This is a genomic window from Fastidiosipila sanguinis (assembly GCF_002998295.1).
Lineage (GTDB): Bacteria > Bacillota > Clostridia > Saccharofermentanales > Fastidiosipilaceae > Fastidiosipila > Fastidiosipila sanguinis.
Window position 1 is genome coordinate 1652720 of the sequence record NZ_CP027226.1, and the last position, 17842, is coordinate 1670561.

Annotated in this window: 13 protein-coding genes and 1 riboswitch; all 13 genes read left to right on the plus strand. The window is 33.9% G+C overall.

Translation table 11 applies throughout. The annotated features are described in order from the left end of the window. The first annotated feature begins 128 nt into the window (after positions 1–128). The 13 genes from C5Q98_RS07150 (at position 129) to C5Q98_RS07210 (ending at position 17832) form a co-directional block, all read left to right on the plus strand. A complete protein-coding gene (locus tag C5Q98_RS07150; protein WP_106013104.1) occupies positions 129–1016 on the plus strand; it encodes a fructose bisphosphate aldolase in 888 nt (295 codons plus the stop codon). 240 nt (positions 1017–1256) lie between these two features. Then, positions 1257–1784: a hypothetical protein gene (locus C5Q98_RS07155; RefSeq protein WP_106012946.1), complete on the plus strand. Its 528-nt coding sequence runs from the start codon at positions 1257–1259 to the stop codon at positions 1782–1784. A 255-nt stretch (positions 1785–2039) separates the two neighbouring features. Then, positions 2040–2232: riboswitch (cobalamin riboswitch) on the plus strand. A gap of 207 nt (positions 2233–2439) precedes the next feature. Then, positions 2440–2682 carry a DUF1858 domain-containing protein gene (locus tag C5Q98_RS07160; RefSeq protein WP_242967374.1) on the plus strand — a complete coding sequence of 81 codons (243 nt, stop codon included), beginning with the start codon at positions 2440–2442 and terminating at the stop codon, positions 2680–2682. Beyond that, complete coding sequence (locus C5Q98_RS07165) at positions 2672–4567, plus strand: DUF438 domain-containing protein (protein WP_106012947.1); 1896 nt, start codon at positions 2672–2674, stop codon at positions 4565–4567. Before C5Q98_RS07160 ends, C5Q98_RS07165 begins: the two co-directional genes overlap by 11 nt. Before the next feature lie 12 nt (positions 4568–4579). After that, on the plus strand, positions 4580–6928 hold the full coding sequence (gene nrdD, locus C5Q98_RS07170) for an anaerobic ribonucleoside-triphosphate reductase (RefSeq protein WP_106012948.1): 2349 nt from the start codon (positions 4580–4582) through the stop codon (positions 6926–6928). A gap of 50 nt (positions 6929–6978) precedes the next feature. After that, the gene (gene nrdG / locus C5Q98_RS07175) at positions 6979–7575 is read left to right on the plus strand and encodes an anaerobic ribonucleoside-triphosphate reductase activating protein (RefSeq protein WP_106012949.1); all 597 of its coding nucleotides are present in this window, start codon (positions 6979–6981) and stop codon (positions 7573–7575) included. 17 nt (positions 7576–7592) lie between these two features. After that, the gene (locus C5Q98_RS07180; RefSeq protein ID WP_106012950.1) at positions 7593–7958 is read left to right on the plus strand and encodes a metal-sulfur cluster assembly factor; all 366 of its coding nucleotides are present in this window, start codon (positions 7593–7595) and stop codon (positions 7956–7958) included. A 146-nt stretch (positions 7959–8104) separates the two neighbouring features. Then, positions 8105–9535 (plus strand): uracil-xanthine permease family protein, encoded by a 1431-nt coding sequence (locus C5Q98_RS07185; RefSeq protein ID WP_106012951.1) that lies wholly within the window; start codon positions 8105–8107, stop codon positions 9533–9535. 449 nt (positions 9536–9984) lie between these two features. Beyond that, positions 9985–10947 (plus strand): ABC transporter permease, encoded by a 963-nt coding sequence (locus C5Q98_RS07190; protein ID WP_106012952.1) that lies wholly within the window; start codon positions 9985–9987, stop codon positions 10945–10947. A gap of 9 nt (positions 10948–10956) precedes the next feature. After that, positions 10957–11889, plus strand: coding sequence for a carbohydrate ABC transporter permease (locus C5Q98_RS07195; RefSeq protein ID WP_106012953.1), 933 nt, complete (start codon positions 10957–10959; stop codon positions 11887–11889). 136 nt (positions 11890–12025) lie between these two features. Further along, complete coding sequence (locus C5Q98_RS07200; protein WP_106012954.1) at positions 12026–13639, plus strand: type 2 periplasmic-binding domain-containing protein; 1614 nt, start codon at positions 12026–12028, stop codon at positions 13637–13639. Between the two features lie 94 nt (positions 13640–13733). After that, complete coding sequence (locus tag C5Q98_RS07205; RefSeq protein ID WP_106012955.1) at positions 13734–15170, plus strand: phosphohexomutase domain-containing protein; 1437 nt, start codon at positions 13734–13736, stop codon at positions 15168–15170. Between the two features lie 52 nt (positions 15171–15222). Next, entirely contained in the window at positions 15223–17832 is a 2610-nt protein-coding gene (locus C5Q98_RS07210) for a GH36-type glycosyl hydrolase domain-containing protein (RefSeq protein ID WP_106012956.1), read from the plus strand. The last annotated feature ends 10 nt before the right edge of the window (positions 17833–17842 follow it).

The following is a 17842-nucleotide window of genomic DNA, read 5'->3' on the forward strand; positions in this document are numbered from 1 at the left end:
ACCTTTATAAAATCAATAAAGATATACTATTAGGCTTTAAAAGAAAAAATTTTATGGTAGAATATAGCTGTTAGAAAATGACTTAACAAATAAAAATTAAAAGAAGGAGATTTCATATGAGCAAAGAAATTAACAAAGAAATGTTAGATCGTATGACTAATGGTAAAGGTTTTATCGCAGCTTTAGACCAAAGTGGTGGTTCAACTCCTAAAGCATTAGCAGCATATGGTATTTCAGAAGACCAATATAGTACAGAAGAGGAAATGTTTGACTTAGTACACGAAATGCGTACAAGAATTATCACAAGCCCTTCATTCACATCAGAAAAAGTATTAGGTGCTATCTTATTCGAACAAACAATGGATAGAGATATCGAAGGTAAAGAAACACCAACATACCTATGGGACAAGGGTGTAATTCCTTTCGTAAAAATTGATAAAGGTTTAGCTGACTTAGAGAACGGTGTTCAATTAATGAAACCAAACCCAGGTCTAGATGAACTACTAGCAAGAGCAAAATCTAAAGGTGTATTCGGTACAAAAGAGCGTTCATTCATTAAAGAATATAACGAAGAAGGTATAGCAGAAGCTGTAAAACAACAATTCGAAGTTGGTAAACAAGTAGCAGCTCACGGTTTAGTACCAATGCTAGAACCAGAAGTATCAATCCAAGCAGAAGACAAAGCTAAGATTGAAGAGTTCATGCTACAAGAAATCTACAAGAACCTAGAAAATAACTGGGAAGCTGGAACACCAATTATGTTCAAGTTAACAATCCCAACAGAAGTTAACCTATACAAAGAATTAACACAAAAACCTGACGTAGTTCGTGTAGTTTGCTTGTCAGGTGGTTACGATGCAGATACAGCTAACGAAAAATTGGCTCAAAACGAAGGCTTAATCGCTTCATTCTCACGTACATTCGCAGCAGGTCTAACAGCTGATCAAACAGATGAAGAATTTAATGCACACATGGCAGAAACAATTGAAGGTATTTACGAAGCTTCAATAAAATAATCTGTTATATAAGCTATAAGGCTTCACAAATATAGAATACTAATAAACTCCTAGGTCGAAAGACCTGGGAGTTTTTTTATACTTTATATCTCTATAATTTAATTTTAAAATGTCTTGTGGTAAAATAAAACTAACCATAGAAAAGTGTTCAAAAATTTATATATATTTTAAAATTGACTTTATTTTATTCTAGAGTCTTGAAGGAAAACAAGTTTATCTAATATCTTTGGAGATTAGCTTATGAATAGAAGATTTTTAACAAGTTCAATAGTTTTAATTATCTGTTGTTTATTTATTGTATCTTGCAATGAGCAACATCATATAGGTGAAAGTTTAAATCCTGAGAATTCAAGCATTAATAATGATGTTGCTGAATCTGATAGCTATGATGAACTACCCACCCCTACAGGTTATAAGAGAGGCAGCTTAGTATTTTATTATTTAAAGGTAGATAATGAAATTTATACTAACATTTCCGAAGCGATTGATTTACCAGATGATGTGAGTAATACAGAAGGTGGTAAAGTAGATATAAATATGCTACTTCAGGAACAAGGTTATCAAAAAATAGGAACAGTGCAGGATGTTATGGATGATATTCCAGTAAAGGACATGCAAGGACATGGTTTTGCCCAAGGAGATGAAATATATAGAAATGATAATGACGAAGGTAATTATCTATATGTAGTAACAGAAACTCCTAAGTCAGCATATTATGAAATGGCAGAGGATAAAAAAGTTTATCATGTTATTGTAATGAGAATTTGAAATGAAAATGAGCTGGAGAATAGAGCTAAATAGGTGCGAAATGCATATACTATAATCATGATAAAAATTTGTTCACATTAAGATAAAACACCTATTATTTTTGGAGAGTTTTAGACTGGAGTGGTTGCTGATAAACTGTTAACGAAAATCGTCAGCGTAAAATGAAAATGTTTTGGTGGGAACATATTTAGTTGATATTTTTTATTTCTATATATTTACTAAAAATTATTTCTCTGCTATGATGATTTTAATAAAAATTGAATATCAAGATTAAGCGTTGCGAAACTTAATGGGGAAAGAAGTTTGAGTCTTCTGCGGAACCGCCGCTGTGATTAATGAGCAGAGTCTATACCACTGGCTAGATGCCGGGAAGGGGATAATGCGTATCAATTTAACAAGAATTGATGTAGTTATTAGCCAGAATATCCACTTAATCTTTTGTTAGTGAGAAATGCAACGGACAATTTGCAACTTGCTGGAGAATATATAAGCTGTAAATACGGGCTACGCTTTTGGCGTGGCTTTTTTATTGCTCTATTATCTTTGCTGAATATTTTTATATTTAGTTCAATTTGTCTTTTCTTTTCTCAAAAACATAAAAATTACGCTAAATAATAACGCCAATGTTTAATTGCTTTTTATAGAGGGTGATTCAATGAATATTAATAATCAGATAGATTTAGATATGCCGGTGAACCAAGTTATAGAGGAAAATCCAGAAGTTTTAGATTTATTAGTTGAGCTTGGATTTACCCCATTGAAAAATAAATTTATGAGAATGACTGTTGGGAGTAAAGTTAGTCTAAACAAGGGATTAAGGATTACAGGTATATCAAAAAATAAATTAGTTAGTACATTGGAGTGCAATGGATACGAGGTAATGGAAAGTGGTCAATAATAATTCGGAGAGAATAGAAGTATTGAAAAATATACTTGAAAAACTACATTTAGGCGCAAGTCAAGAAAGCGTTCAGGAAGAATTTGAGAAACATTTTTCTAATGTGAACGCGATAGAAATTAGTTTAATGGAACAAGAAATTATTAATGACCCAAATAATGACTTAAGCTTTGAAGATGTACTTAAATTATGTAATGTGCATTCCAGATTGTTTCAGAATAAGGTCGAAACCCTTGATGTATTTGGGATTGATAACAAAGACCACCCTGTACATATTTTTAAACAAGAGAATATAGCTCTGAGAAAGACTATTTTGCGTGTTGATAATATTATTAACTACTTAATATCTAATCCAAATAGCATTAATCAGGAGATGATATCTGGTCTTGAACGTCAGGTTTCAATGTTAGGAGAGGTAAGTAAGCATTACGAACGCAAAGAAAAAGTGTTTTTCCCTTTCCTTGAGAAATATGGTCATTATGCCCCACCTAAAGTTATGTGGGCTAAGGATGATATGATTTTGGAGCTATTTAATGAATTTAAATTAAATGTGGATAAGCTACCGGAAATAGATTTAAAGATTTTAGAAAATTCATATCATATATTTAAAGAGGAACTTAATGAAATGATTTTCAAGGAAGAAGCTATATTGTTAAATTTGCTTCTCGAAACATTAAAACCAGAAGATTGGGAAGAGATTAAAGAAGAAAGTTATGCCTATGGTTACGCCATTATTAAACCAGAAAAATCGGATGACGATGACAAAAAGTCTAAACATAAATTTGATATAGAGGCTACACAAAGTATGCAAGGTCCAAAAGATAGAATCGACGGAAGGGCAGAAGATAAGTTAATTGAAACAAGAAGAATAGAACTTGATAATGCTTATATAACGATAACATATGAGGCTAAAGAATCTAAAAATTTGTTGACGGAATCTGCTAGTAGAAGATTTAGAGGCGGTAATATGAGCCTAGATGAAGCAAGAGTTATTCTGCAGAATTTAGATTACATAGTTGCTCTATATGATCAGGATTTGTGCCTTAAATATATTAATCAGGAAAGTGTATTTTTCTCAAAAAATGATATTGGTAGTTCAATAGAGAATTTGCTTAGTTCAAGCATCTATAAAAATAGAATTAGTAATAGCAATTTACTAAGAGTTAGAAATAAAGAAGGAGAAAAAGAAGAGTTTAGGATTTGTTATAGGCAGAAAAATTACAACTTAATTCTGCAAAGTATCTATACCGAGGAAAAAGATTTTCTTGGGATGATTTTGCTGATTTTGCCTATAGATAAATATAATAATTTAGAAAAACCATCTAAACGTGAGATTAGTTTAGAGGAGGATAACTCTATTAAAAAACCTGTAATTAAATCTGCATCAGAATTTTTACCTGAAAATAAATTAACGCGCGAAAAAAATTTGGAAGTAGATTTTACGGCTGGAGTTTTTAGTGGAAAATGGCAGGAAAAAGTTATAAAAGTACCAGATTTGCAAATGGAAATAGGCAAGTTAAGTTTGACAGAAGTAGATGCATTGCTTTTAGCCTTGCCGGCGGAATTGACATTTGTGGATACTAATAGGGTATTTCGCTATTTTAATTGCCAGGAGACTCTGGATAAGATGATATTTAAACGCACAAATGCACAAATTGGTAGAAATATAGAATATTGCCATCCACCAAAATTATGGCCAAGAGTGAAACTTTTGTTTGAACAATTTGAGAATGGCATTAAAGATAAAGAAGAGATGTGGTATGAAAATCAGGAAGGTAAAACTATCTTTATAACATATAAAGCATTAATTGACGATGCAGGAGCTTTTAGAGGAGTTCTTGAGTCAGTTGAGGATGTTACAAAATATATAGGAAATCAGGAATAAAGGAGATAAAAAATGGTAAAAATTGTGGATTCGAAAAATTTAAAAATGATTTTAGGTAAAGATATGCTAGAGAAAATATCAAACTTAAAAGTTATAAAAAGAGATGGTAGAACTGTAAAATTTGATGTGGATAAAATTCAGTCAGCTATCTTAAAAGCTGTTAAACAAGCTGCTGGTGATGGGTATATAGATACGGATGTTTACAATTTACTTATGGTAAAAATATGTAGCGAAATTCTAGACAGATTTACTACTGATATTAAAATTTATGAAATTCAAAGTATAGTAGAGAAAACACTCATAGATAATGATTTTACTGATATTGCTGAACTTTATATAAATTATAGAGTTCAAAGAGATATTGCTCGACAAAATTCGACAAACATTAATTACAGAATCAAAGATTTACTCCAGAAGAAATCTTCAGTTGTAAATGAAAATGCCAATAAAGATAGTAATGTATTTAATACACAGAGAGATTTAACAGCAGGTATTGTCGCGAAGTCTATAGGACTAAAAATGCTTCCTCCCCATGTTGCGAATGCCCATCAAAAAGGTCAAATCCATGTGCACGATTTAGACTACAACCCATATACTCCTATGACTAATTGTTGCTTAATAGATTTTAAAGGTATGTTGAGTAATGGGTTTAAGATAGGAAATGCGGAGGTTGAATCTCCAAAATCCATCCAGACAGCAACTGCACAGATGGCTCAAATCATAGCTAATGTGGCAAGTAGTCAATATGGTGGAACTACGGCAGATAGAGTAGATGAATTATTGGCACCATATGCAGAAATTAATTATGAAAAAAATTTAGAAACTGCAAGAGAATGGATAGAATCAGAAACGAAGCAGATTGAATATGCTAAAGCCAAAACTATTAAGGATATTTATGATGCCATGCAAAGCTTGGAGTATGAAATTAATACCCTTTATACTTCACAAGGTCAAACTCCATTCACTACATTAGGTTTTGGTCTGGGTACAAGCTGGATTGAAAGAGAAATTCAAAAAGCAATCTTACAGGTTAGAATTAAAGGAATTGGTAAAGAGCACAGGACAGCGATTTTTCCAAAATTGATTTTTTCCATCAAAAAGGGTGTAAATCTAAAACCAGAAGATCCAAATTATGACATTAAGCAACTTGCGCTTAAATGTTCAACACAGAGAATGTATCCTGATGTATTGATGTATGATAAATTGATTGAATTGACAGGAAGTTTCAAGGCACCTATGGGATGTCGTTCATTTTTACAAGGTTGGTGGGATGAAGAAGGAAACGAAGTTAATAATGGTAGAATGAATCTTGGAGTTGTAACTTTAAATTTACCTAGAATTGCAATTGAAGCAAGTAAAAATCCGGATACTGTTGAAAATATGCAGAAAAAGTTTTGGGAAATTTTCTTTGAACGTTTGGAGATTCAAGCAGATGCATTACTATATAGAATCAAGAGAGTAAAAGAAGCTTTGCCAGAAAATGCACCTATTTTGTATATGTATGGGGCTTTTGGAAAAAGACTTCAAGCCGGTGCTAATGTTGACCAATTGTTTATCAAGCGCCGAGCTACAGTATCTATGGGTTATATAGGATTATATGAAGTTGCTACTGCTTTTTATGGAAACACTTGGGAACAAAACCAAGAGGCAAAAGATTTTACTTTAGAAATTGTTAAAGCCTTGAAACGAAAAGCAGAAGAACTTTCTCAAAAGTATGACTATCACTTTAGTGTTTACAGCACACCATCAGAGAGCTTGACAGACCGTTTTTGTAAATTGGATAAAAAAGAGTTTGGCTCTATACCTGATATTACAGATAAAGATTACTATACAAACTCATTTCACTATGATGTTAGAAAATCACCTACTCCTTTTGAAAAGATAGATTTTGAGAAAGATTACCCTAAATACGTTTCAGGTGGTTTTATTCATTACTGCGAATACCCTAATATGCGACAAAATCCTAAAGCTCTGGAAGCTGTTTGGGATTATGCCTACGATAAAGTAGCTTATTTAGGTACTAATACACCTATAGATCATTGCTATGAATGTGGTTTTGATGGTGAGTTTAAGCCAACAAAAAAAGGTTTTGAATGTCCACAGTGCAAAAATACAAATCCAGCAACTTGCGATGTTGTAAAAAGGACTTGTGGATATTTAGGTAACCCTCAGCAACGACCAATGGTTCATGGTAGACATGAGGAAATTAAATCTAGAGTTAAACATATTCCTGCTGATGCCTTTAACAGAACTTTTGTAGATGATGGCGAAATTTTAAAAGCTAAACTGGAAGCAGAGGGCAAATGGTATGTCGAAAATTCATTGGTTGAGAATGATAAAATTTTTGCTGAAGAAAATTAAAAACAAGATTTAAATGTAAGTTTATTAAACAATTGTTTGTAGAGGAATAAATGGAAGAAAAAAAGAAAAGATCACCCAGAAGTCCAAAACCTAAAGAGTGGTTAGCGAAAGATTGGTCAAGAGGTAATGTTGCAGATTATAAGCCGTATAATTTTGTTGATGGCGAAGGTGTTAGATGTTCTTTGTATGTCAGTGGTTGTTTATTTGCTTGCCCAGAGTGCTATAACCTAATAGTTCAGAATTTCAAATATGGATTTCCTTATACACAAGAATTGCAGGACAGAATTTTAAATGATGTTGCAGCTGATTTTTGTCAAGGATTGACATTGTTGGGTGGGGAGCCAATGCTAAATACCAATACACTTCTGCCTCTTTGTCATGCTTTTAGAGAACGTTTCGGAAACACAAAAGATATTTGGTGCTGGTCAGGATATACATGGGAAGAATTTATGCAAGAAAGCGATGATAAATTGGAATTGCTTAGCTTAGTAGATGTTTTAGTTGACGGACGTTTCCAGATTGATTTATTAGATTTAACATTGCAATTTAGAGGTAGTAGCAATCAAAGGATTATAAGAGTACAAGAGAGTTTAGAAAAAGGTGAAATTGTACTTTGGACAAATGCAGATGGTAGTCCATATAGATAGGAAAGGATGAATAAAGTATGGAATTTTTGGCAAAAGTTGAGAATAGAGAGTCATATAGAAATTTAAAAGATTTCAATGAGAATTTATATAATGAAATTGTTGAACAGCTCAAAACTGTTGAAGATCCAGAGATATCAATGGATGTATATAACTTAGGACTTATTTATAACATTTTGGGAGACTTGAATAATAATGTAATAGTTGTAATGACGTTGACCACACCAGCTTGTCCGATGGCAAGTATGCTTATTAAAAATATAGTTTCAGAAATTGAAAAAGTTCCTGAAGTTAATAATGTTGCTGCTGATATAGTTTTTGAGCCTAAATGGACCATTGATAGTATGAGCGATTATGCTAAAGTTGCTTTGGGATTCAAAAAATAAGGAATTTAATTAATAAAATTAAATTGTGGATGTAGTATTCAGTTTATTGCACTTTGCACTTGACACAAATTATAAATAAAACTATTGACAAAAGAAAAAACCTCCTGCATAATGAAGCCGTTTAAGCAAAATTAAGGAGGGTTCTCATGGAGAAAGAGAATAAGCGCATACGCGTTGGGCAAGATCCTATTTGGGATGCAAGTCAAATATCCAAAGGAAAACAAGTTCTTTTAGGATTACAACATTTATTTGCAATGTTTGGGGCAACAGTTTTAGTTCCGATATTGACAGGGTTAGATATTTCAACAACATTATTTATGGCAGGAGCCGGTACACTATTATTTCATTTGGCAACAGGTGGTAAGGTACCGGCTTTTTTAGGCTCTTCATTTGCATTCTTGGGTGGATACGCTATTTTAGCTCCGCTAGGTGCTGATGGTATGCCTAACGTAGAAGGCTTACGTAGCGCTAATGGTGGTATTTTCATTAGTGGACTTTTATTTATTGCAATTGCTTATTTAATTAAGCTTTTTGGAGTCCAAAACATTATGAGATTTTTCCCGCCAATTGTTACCGGACCAATTATTATTGCAATCGGAATTGGCTTAGCTCCAACCGCAATAAGTAATGCAAGTAGCAACTGGATAATAGCTCTAGTAACCATGGGAACAGTTATTATTTTCAACATTTGGGGTAAAGGTATGACCAAAGTTATTCCTATTATGCTAGGAATAATCGCAGGATATATTTGCGCTTTATTATTAAAAGAAGTGAACTTCGATAGTATGAAGAATGCTGAAGCTTTCGCTTTACCATTCGCACAAGATAGATTGATGACAATTGACTTGAGAGGAATTTCAGTTATGATTCCTATCTCCTTAGCAACATTGATGGAACACGTTGGAGATATCTCAGCAATTAGTGCTACAACAGGTAAGAACTACTTGAAAGAACCAGGTCTACATAGAACATTACTAGGAGACGGTTTGGCAACATCATTCTCTACAGCAATTGGTGGACCAGACATGACTACATATGGTGAAAACGTAGGTGTTATGGCTTTAACAAAAGTATATGCACCAAGCATCATTAGATTGGCTGCAATATTCTCAATAGTACTTTCATTCTTCCCAGTTGTAAGTGGATTTATACGTACAATTCCTACAGCAGTTATCGGTGGTGTTTCAATCATTCTTTACGGTATGATCGCAAGTACAGGTGTTAGAAACTTAGTCGAAAACCAAGTAGACTTCAGCTTAAGTAGAAACATGATTATTGCAGGTGTTATCTTTGTATCAGCTTTAGGATTCGGTGGAGAAGGCCTAACAATTCCAATGTTTGGAGTTGATCTAGTCCTACCTGGTATTGCAATAGCTGCAATTATCGGAATATTACTTAACGCAATTCTTCCAGGCAATGACTACGTATTTAACGTTGATGAGCCAAATGAAGTGGGTACAGGTATAGACTTCTCAGTTAGAAATCGTGAATCTGCAGAAGATGAGCAACTTGTTGCGGAGGCAATAGAGAAACGTGAACTAGAAGAAGCACAAAGAGTATTAGACCAAGATAATTAATACCAATTTTCTATAAAAACCATGAAGCGTAGTTATTAATTTAGCTACGCTTTTATTTTGCTGCGATTTAATATGGAAGTTGATTAATATGGAGCTTCTAGTTGAGCAATAGAGCAAAGATGGAGAAACTAGCACAATAAACACTTTATTAAAAGTTAAGTTTAAGTGAACAAATTGAATCAGAAAGTTTACTAATGACAAAGTAGACAAAAATTGAGCCTAAATCTATGCGACATGCATAAACAAAAAGAAATGGTATGACTTACATCCCGCTGAAAAATGAAAAAACTCAACATATCTAGTGAATTGACTTTGTATATTAGGATGAAAAAAGCGAAAATTAGCTATTTTCACTAAATTTGGCTAGAAAAGATAGTTAGAAAAATGTAAAGTTACAGTATGAAATAAGTGTAATTGATTTAATCAATCCATTTGAAAGGTGTTTAACGATGAAAGGTCAAGTATCTAAAAAACCAGAAAGTGTTGGTATTGAGACATCTAAGTTAAAGAAACGTAACTTAATGTATTTCCTCAAAAGAGATAAATGGTTATACATAATGTTTTTACCAGTATTTATTTGGTATCTTATTTTTGCATATATACCAATGGTCGGTAATGCAATTGCGTTCTTTGATTATAATCTGTTCAGCGGTATCGGTAAATTTATCGGTCTAAAAAACTTCCGTAGATTATTTGCAGACCCACACTTTGGTAGATTGTTCTACAACACTTTAATGATTAATGTGTATGGTTTAATATTTGGTTTTCCACTACCAATTTTGTTAGCTATCGCTTTGAACGAAATCAAGGTTAAAGCATTCAAGAAATCTGGTCAGACAATAAGTTACTTGCCATATTTCTTATCATCAGTTGTTGTTATGAGTATTGTTAAATACTTCGTTTCTACAGATGGTCCTATTAATATGTTAAGAGCTTTCTTTGGTGCAGAAAAAATTAATTTCTTAATTAACCCAGAGTATTTTAAAGCTATATATATTTCAGCAGGTATCTGGCAAAGTACAGGATTTAGTTCAATTATCTATTTAGCATCCTTGACAGGAATTCCTAATGAATTATATGAAGCTGCATCTATTGATGGTGCAAGTAAATTCCAACAAATGAGATATATAACTTTACCAAGTTTACGTCCAGTTATTTCTATCCAATTGCTATTGAGTTTAGGTTCAATCATGACTGTTGGACACGAGAGAATTATCCTCTTGTACAACTCAAGTATTTATTCAACATCAGACGTTTTCAACTCCTACGTTTATAGAATTGCTTTGATGGCAAACCCTGGAGACTATAGCTATGGACAAGCAGTTTCTATTTTCCAAAGTGTAATTGGCTTCATTTTAGTTTACTTTGCGAATAGATTTGTCAGAAGAGTTGATGGAACAACATTGTGGTAGGAGGAGAATATGTCAGTAGAAGGAATTAAAACTATGAGTACACTTTCGAAGAAGAAAAGAAGAGAAAAATATACTGCAGGTGAATGGGCATTCATAATATTTTGTTACATATTTGTCCTTTTAGTAATAGCCGTATCACTTTATCCAATAATATATGTTGTATCAGCATCTCTGAGTTCAGTAGCAGCTGTACAACGAAATCAGGTAGTATTCCTACCAGTAGGATTTACAACAAGAGCTTATGAAGTCGTTGTTAAATTCCCTAATATTATTTCATCATTCCTAAACTCAGTATTTTACTCAGTAGTAGGAACAGCAATGAGTTTGGCATTTACAATATTGGCGGCCTATCCACTGTCAAAGAAATACCTTAAAGGTAGAAGATTTTTCAACCTCTTCATAGTATTTACTATGTGGTTCGGTGGTGGAATGATACCTTTCTACCTATTGATGAAAGATCTTAAATTGATCGACACTAGATTTGGTATTTTGATTTATGCAGTTATTGGTACTTTCTACATAATCATTTTGAGATCTCACTTCGAGAGCTTACCTGAATCTCTTGACGAATCTGCAAAATTAGAAGGTGCAAATGATTTACAAGTATTGCTAAAGATAATTTTACCTTTATCAAAACCAGTATTAGCAGCGTTAGCATTGTATTACGCAGTAGGAAAATGGAACTCATTCTTCTGGGAAACATTGTTGCTCACAAATAAGGCAGAGGACAAAATGCCTATGCAAGTTATCTTGAATAGAATTGTTAGTGCATCACAATTCGATGAAGCTGCTGCAAGACAGTTGTCTAGAGGTGAACAAGCGAATCCACAAACTATTAAGTTTGCAGCAATTGTTCTTACAAGTTTGCCTATCGTAATTATTTACCCATTCCTACAAAAATACTTTATTCACGGAACATTAGCAGGTGCAGTAAAAGGTTAAAGTATTTAGGAGGGCGTGCCTATGGTTAGATAATCTAAAACGCAAGAACTAGTAAACGAAACTAGTCAAAAAAATTTATATTTAATTTTGCTTATTTTTTTAATAAGAACGATAAAAGAAATTTAGGAGGAAGAGTATGAAATTCAAAAAACTTTTATCTATTGGTTTAGCTGCTTCTCTATTACTAGGAGTAGTAGCATGTAATACAGAAAGCGACCCAAAACCTACAGATGGTGATAAACCAGCTGCTAGCGACTCAGGTGAGCAAGGCGGAGAGACAACAGAGCCTGTAAATATCTCATTATTTGTTCCAAGTCGTTTACCAGAAGCTATTTACAATAGCGATACAATGACATTTAAAGCTTTAGCTGAAAAATTGAATATCAAATTCGATATTGATTCTGTTGTTCAAAGTGAAGCTAATGAATACTTGACAACAAGCTTATCAGCAGGTGAATACCCTGATGTTGTTGCTTCATCTCTAAATGTTATTAATGAGTATGGATTGTTAGGAGCGTTCGACAAGCTAGATTCATATCTATCAGCAGAGAAGACACCTAACATCAACAAACATCTATTAGAAAACCAAGTTGTTTATGCACAAACAGCTGCTAGTGATGGATCCCTATATGGTATTCCAATGCAATCAGCTATTAGAACAGCTATGGGTTACCTAATTAGACAAGATTGGCTAGACAAGTTAGATCTTAAAGTTCCAGAAACAATTGATGACTGGTACAACGTTCTAACAGCATTCAAGACAAATGATCTAAATGGTGAAGGTGCAGGAGCAGTTACACCACTAGTTTTAGATAGAGCTTGGGAAAACTACTACTACAACTTCGCAGATGCATGGGGAATTGAATTGAATCCAAATAACGATTTCTGGCTAGCAAGAGACGGTAAGATGGAATATGCTCCACTATTACCAGAAGCTAAAGAATTCATTACAACTATGGCTAAATGGTACAAAGAAGGTTTAATCGACCAAGACTTCGTTACACGTGAAGATACAAATAACTTCCATATCTTAAACAACACAGCTGGTGCTACAGTTTACTGGACAGGTTATGTTGCAGGTATGAACAACAACGAAGAAGTTAAAGCAAACGATCCAAATACTAACTGGCAAGTTGTTAATCCACCAGTATTAAAAGCTGGTCAAGAGCCAAAAACATATAGTCAACAAGCTGAAGTAGTACCTTTCGCATGGGGTATTAATGTAAAAACAGATGCTGCAGTTAAAGATAAAATTGTAGAAATGTTCGACTACGTATACAGCGATGAAGGAAGCCTATTATTCAACTTCGGTATTGAAGGCGAAAGCTACGAAATCAAAGATGGCAAACCAGTTTATACAGAAAAAGTTACTGGTGGTGAAGGTTCAACTACATACATCAGAACAAACGGTATGCAAGCATTGATCGGTATGCGTCAAATGCCAGAGTACGAAGCAGCTTCAACTCCTGATGAAGGTGTAAGAAAACAATTATTCTTCTATGATGATAATGATCTATTCTTCCCATTCAACCCATCAGTACCTCTAAATCAAGATGAGAAACCAACATACGAAGAAAAAATGGGTGCAATTAAGACTAAAGTCGATGAAGACCTATTGAAATTCGTTATCGGTACAAGAGATATAGCTGAATACGATAACTTTGTGAAAGAAGTTCAAGACTTAGGTATTCAAGAACTAATCGATATCAAACAAGCGGCATACGATAGATACTCTAGCGTAGGTAAATAGTTAAATAAGAACTACGGTGCGGAGCGGATCTCGCTCCGCACATTTTAAATAAATATTAAAGCCTTTATTCAAGGATAGTTAAGGAGAGAATGCAATGGTTAAATTCGGTACAGGTGGCTGGCGTGCGTTAATTGGAGATGAATTTACAAAATTTAATATCACAAGATTAGCACAAGCTATGGCCGATTATATTTGGAAAAACTCAAAAGATGAAGAGCAATCAGTCGTAATCGGTTACGACAGAAGATTTTTATCAAAAACAGCAGCGATTTGGGTTTTAGAAGTCTTTGCTGCAAACAATATTAAAGTTAATTTAATAAATGAAGAAGCTCCGACTCCGATGACTATGTTCACTATTGGTGATCTTGGCCTAGAATACGGAATTGCAGTTACAGCAAGTCATAATGCATATGAGTGGAACGGTATTAAATTCTTTTTCGACGGAGGGAAAGATGCAACAGTAGAAGTTACTGATGAACTTGAAAAAATGACTGCAAACATAAAGATTGAAGACGTTAAATCCATGAGATTTGATGAGGCTAAAGAGAGAGGCCTTGTAGTTATTATTAATCCATTAAATAGCTACATTGACAGAATAATGTCTTTAATAGATGTTGAAGCAATTAAGAATAGAGATTTAAGAATCTTATTAGATCCAATGCATGGTGTTTCCAGAATTGCACTACAAGCTTTACTAATCAACTGTAGATGCAGACTAGATGCAATTAATGATAGCCATGACATGATGTTTGGTGGAAATATGCCATCACCTTCAAGTGGTAATTTACAAAGACTAAAAGAATTAGTAGTCAAGGGTAATTATGATCTTGGTGTAGCAACAGATGGAGACGCTGATAGAATCGGCTTGATATCAGAGCAAGGAAGATATATTCATGCTAATGATATTTTAGTTTTGCTTTACTACTACTACCTAGAATATAAGGGCGAGAGATCAGCAGTTGTTAGAAATATTTCTACAACTCATATTCTGGATAGAATTGCAAAAGCATATGGACAAGAATGTATAGAAGTTCCAGTTGGTTTCAAACATATTACCAAAGGAATGGAAGATTCTGGAGCGATCATCGGTGGCGAAAGCTCAGGTGGTTTAGCTACAGTAGGGCATATTAAAGGTAAAGACGGTATTTACGCTGCAGCTTTAATAATTGAGATGTTAAGTTTATTAAATAAATCTTTAACCGATATTTTGGATGAGATTTATGAGAAATTTGGCCAATTATTTACTGTAGAAAGAAACTTCCGTGTTACTGAAGAACATAAAGAAGAAATTAGACGAGTTTTATTCACAGAATCTAAGTTGCCAGAATTTAATCAAAAGATTGAGAAAGTCTCAGATAAAGATGGTTTGAAAGTATACTTCGAAAACGATGGCTGGATACTTGTAAGGTTCTCAGGTACAGAGCCAGTAATTAGAATCTACTCGGAAATGGATTCAGTTGAAGGTGCCTCTGCAAACTGCGACATCATGCAAGACTTCTTAAAGATTACTTCTGAGATGATAACAGATTAATATCAAATTTATTTAGAATACTAAAAAATAAAAATGTAGTAAGGGGATAACTATGCCAAATTTTAACGAGAAAATTAAATTTTTTCATGACACATATGAAGCAATAAAGAATGATAATTTAGAAAATAGCAAACCTTTACCAGGTAAGAATTATTTCCTAAGCGATAATAGTGTGTTAGCTATTCCTAGAAATGAAGGTGAAAGCCGCTTCCCATATGGTAGAGATGGTTTCAACTTCTGGACATATGCATCAGGATATATGCATGCAAATGAAGGTTTATTCTCACCTTTCCTAAGAGCGAAAGAGGGACAAGAGCCAGTAATTGCTTTCTTTGCAGGTAAAAAGAATGAAGACAAATATGATGTTTTACCATTACTTGCTGTACCAGAGATAGAAACTAATAACTTCGGAAATGTAGAAAGATTCACTATATTCGATGTGAACTGTACATATTATATCTGTAGAACTGATGACTTTGATTTTACAATTAGAGTATTTGTTGATGCAGATAATAAAGTGAACTTTACAATCCAAGTTGATAATAAAAACTCAAGTTCTGAAGAAATATATTTGGCATGGTACTTTAACCCAATGCTAAACCACAGTATCAGCGACAATGATGAAAATAGATGGTTTAGACAAACAGAGTTCGAAGATTATGGTGACTTAGGTAGATTTGTATTTAAAGTCAATGAAGACTTAAGTAGATCAAAATCAGTAACTAACTTTGCAGTTCTAAATCAAGGTATTAGTGGTGAAAATTATAGTTTAGAAAGAAAAATAGCATCAAGCTCAAGATATAATTTGGTTGGTGGTGCACACAGTAGTCTTTACAAGGCTAGAGCCTTCGAGAATGGTGCTTATGATGTTGATGAAACAGTTACAGCATTTACTGAAACTTCAGCAGCTAGTGAACTTGCATTCCTAAACTTAGAGCAAAACGCAAAAGTAAGAGTCGATATTAAGATGGATTATATTGTGCATTGCGAAGAAGATGATGCATACAAACCATTATTTAAAGATATTGATATTGTCAAATTAGAGCAAGATGTAGAGAAGGCATACCACGAGAGTGAAGAAAATGATAAGAGCCTACTCATACATTTTGACACTAGTGAAATTGAAGGATTGGATGGTGAGACCTTAACTCACTTCATGAAGTATCTCAAAAAACAAGTTGAGTTCTGTGCAAGTATTAAAGGATTCATCCAACTCTCATTAGGTTCACTAATTGGAATCAGAGACGTATATCAAGCAATAGAAGCAGTTCTATTCTACGAACCAGAACTAGCAAGAGCTAAAATGCTTGAGTCACTTGAATTTATCGATCCTAGTGGTAGAGCACCAAGACAATATTCTCTACCAACAAATGAAGGGGATAATCCAATAATGGATTTACGTCCATTTATCGACCAAGGTCACTGGGTAATAGATACATTCGTAACTTATATTAAATACACAGGCGATTTCTCAATTCTTGATGAAGAGCTTGCGTACTACGAAATTATTGATGAAAGAGGAAAAATCGTAGCAAAAACCGATTACAAGGATTCTGCACTTCAACACATGTTGAAAGTTATGGATTTCTTAATTTCAAACATTGATCCAGATACCAAGTGTTTGAAAGCTCTCTTCGGAGACTGGAACGATGCCCTAGATGGTCTAGGTGTTTCAAAAGATCCAAACAAAGACTATGGTAACGGTGTTTCCGTAATGGCTTCATTACAACTTTACAAGAATCTAGAAGAAATGGCAGAGCTTCTAAATCACTTAGGTGTACACCAGGAGGAAGTTAAGCTTTATCAAAAAACTAGAGCAGAGTTGAAGGAAGGTCTATTGCAATACGCTGTTCTGGATAATGGCGAAAGAAAACATATCGCACATGGATGGGGAGAAGACAGAGAGTATTATGTTGCTGGATTTAATGATCCAGATGGCGTAGAAAGATATGGCCTAACAGCTCCAGCTTTCTGGGTAATTAGTCGCTTATATGAAGAAACTCCAGAGTTGAGAGATGTTTTGGTACATACTTTCGAAATATTAGACTCTAAATATGGTCTCAAGACTTTTGAGCCAGGTTTCGCTCCAGGTACTCCAGGTGTAGGTAGAATTCCTAAACTGCCAATTGGTACAGCTGAGAATGGTGCTGTTTACATTCACGGATCCGTTTTCGGAACAGCTGCACTATTTGCTATGGGCGAATCTAAGATGGCTTGGGAAGAACTAGTCAAGAATTTACCTTTTACCGCAGTTCACGAGACAGTCTCCCATACTCCTTTTGTCATGCCAAACTCATACGGTTACAACCCAGAGTTAAACATTGATGGCGAATCCATGAATGATTGGCAAACAGGTAGCTCTAACGTCGTCCTAAAAATAATTCTATACTTCGTATTCGGTATTAGATTCGAGTATGACGGAATTAGAATTCAAACAGCAGCTAATAACCCATTTAAATCTTTAGACTTACAGATGAAGTACAGAGGCAAGAGTTTAAACTTAACTTTAACCCAAGATGACTCAAGAGATTCAAGAGTCTTCAAGCTAAATGGTTCTGAAATGCGTGGAAACTATGACGAGAACTATAGAGCTGATGTACTATTTATTAAAGCTGAAGATTTAGAGAACTTAGAACAAATTGATATAGAAGTTATCAATTAGTAGCTATTAC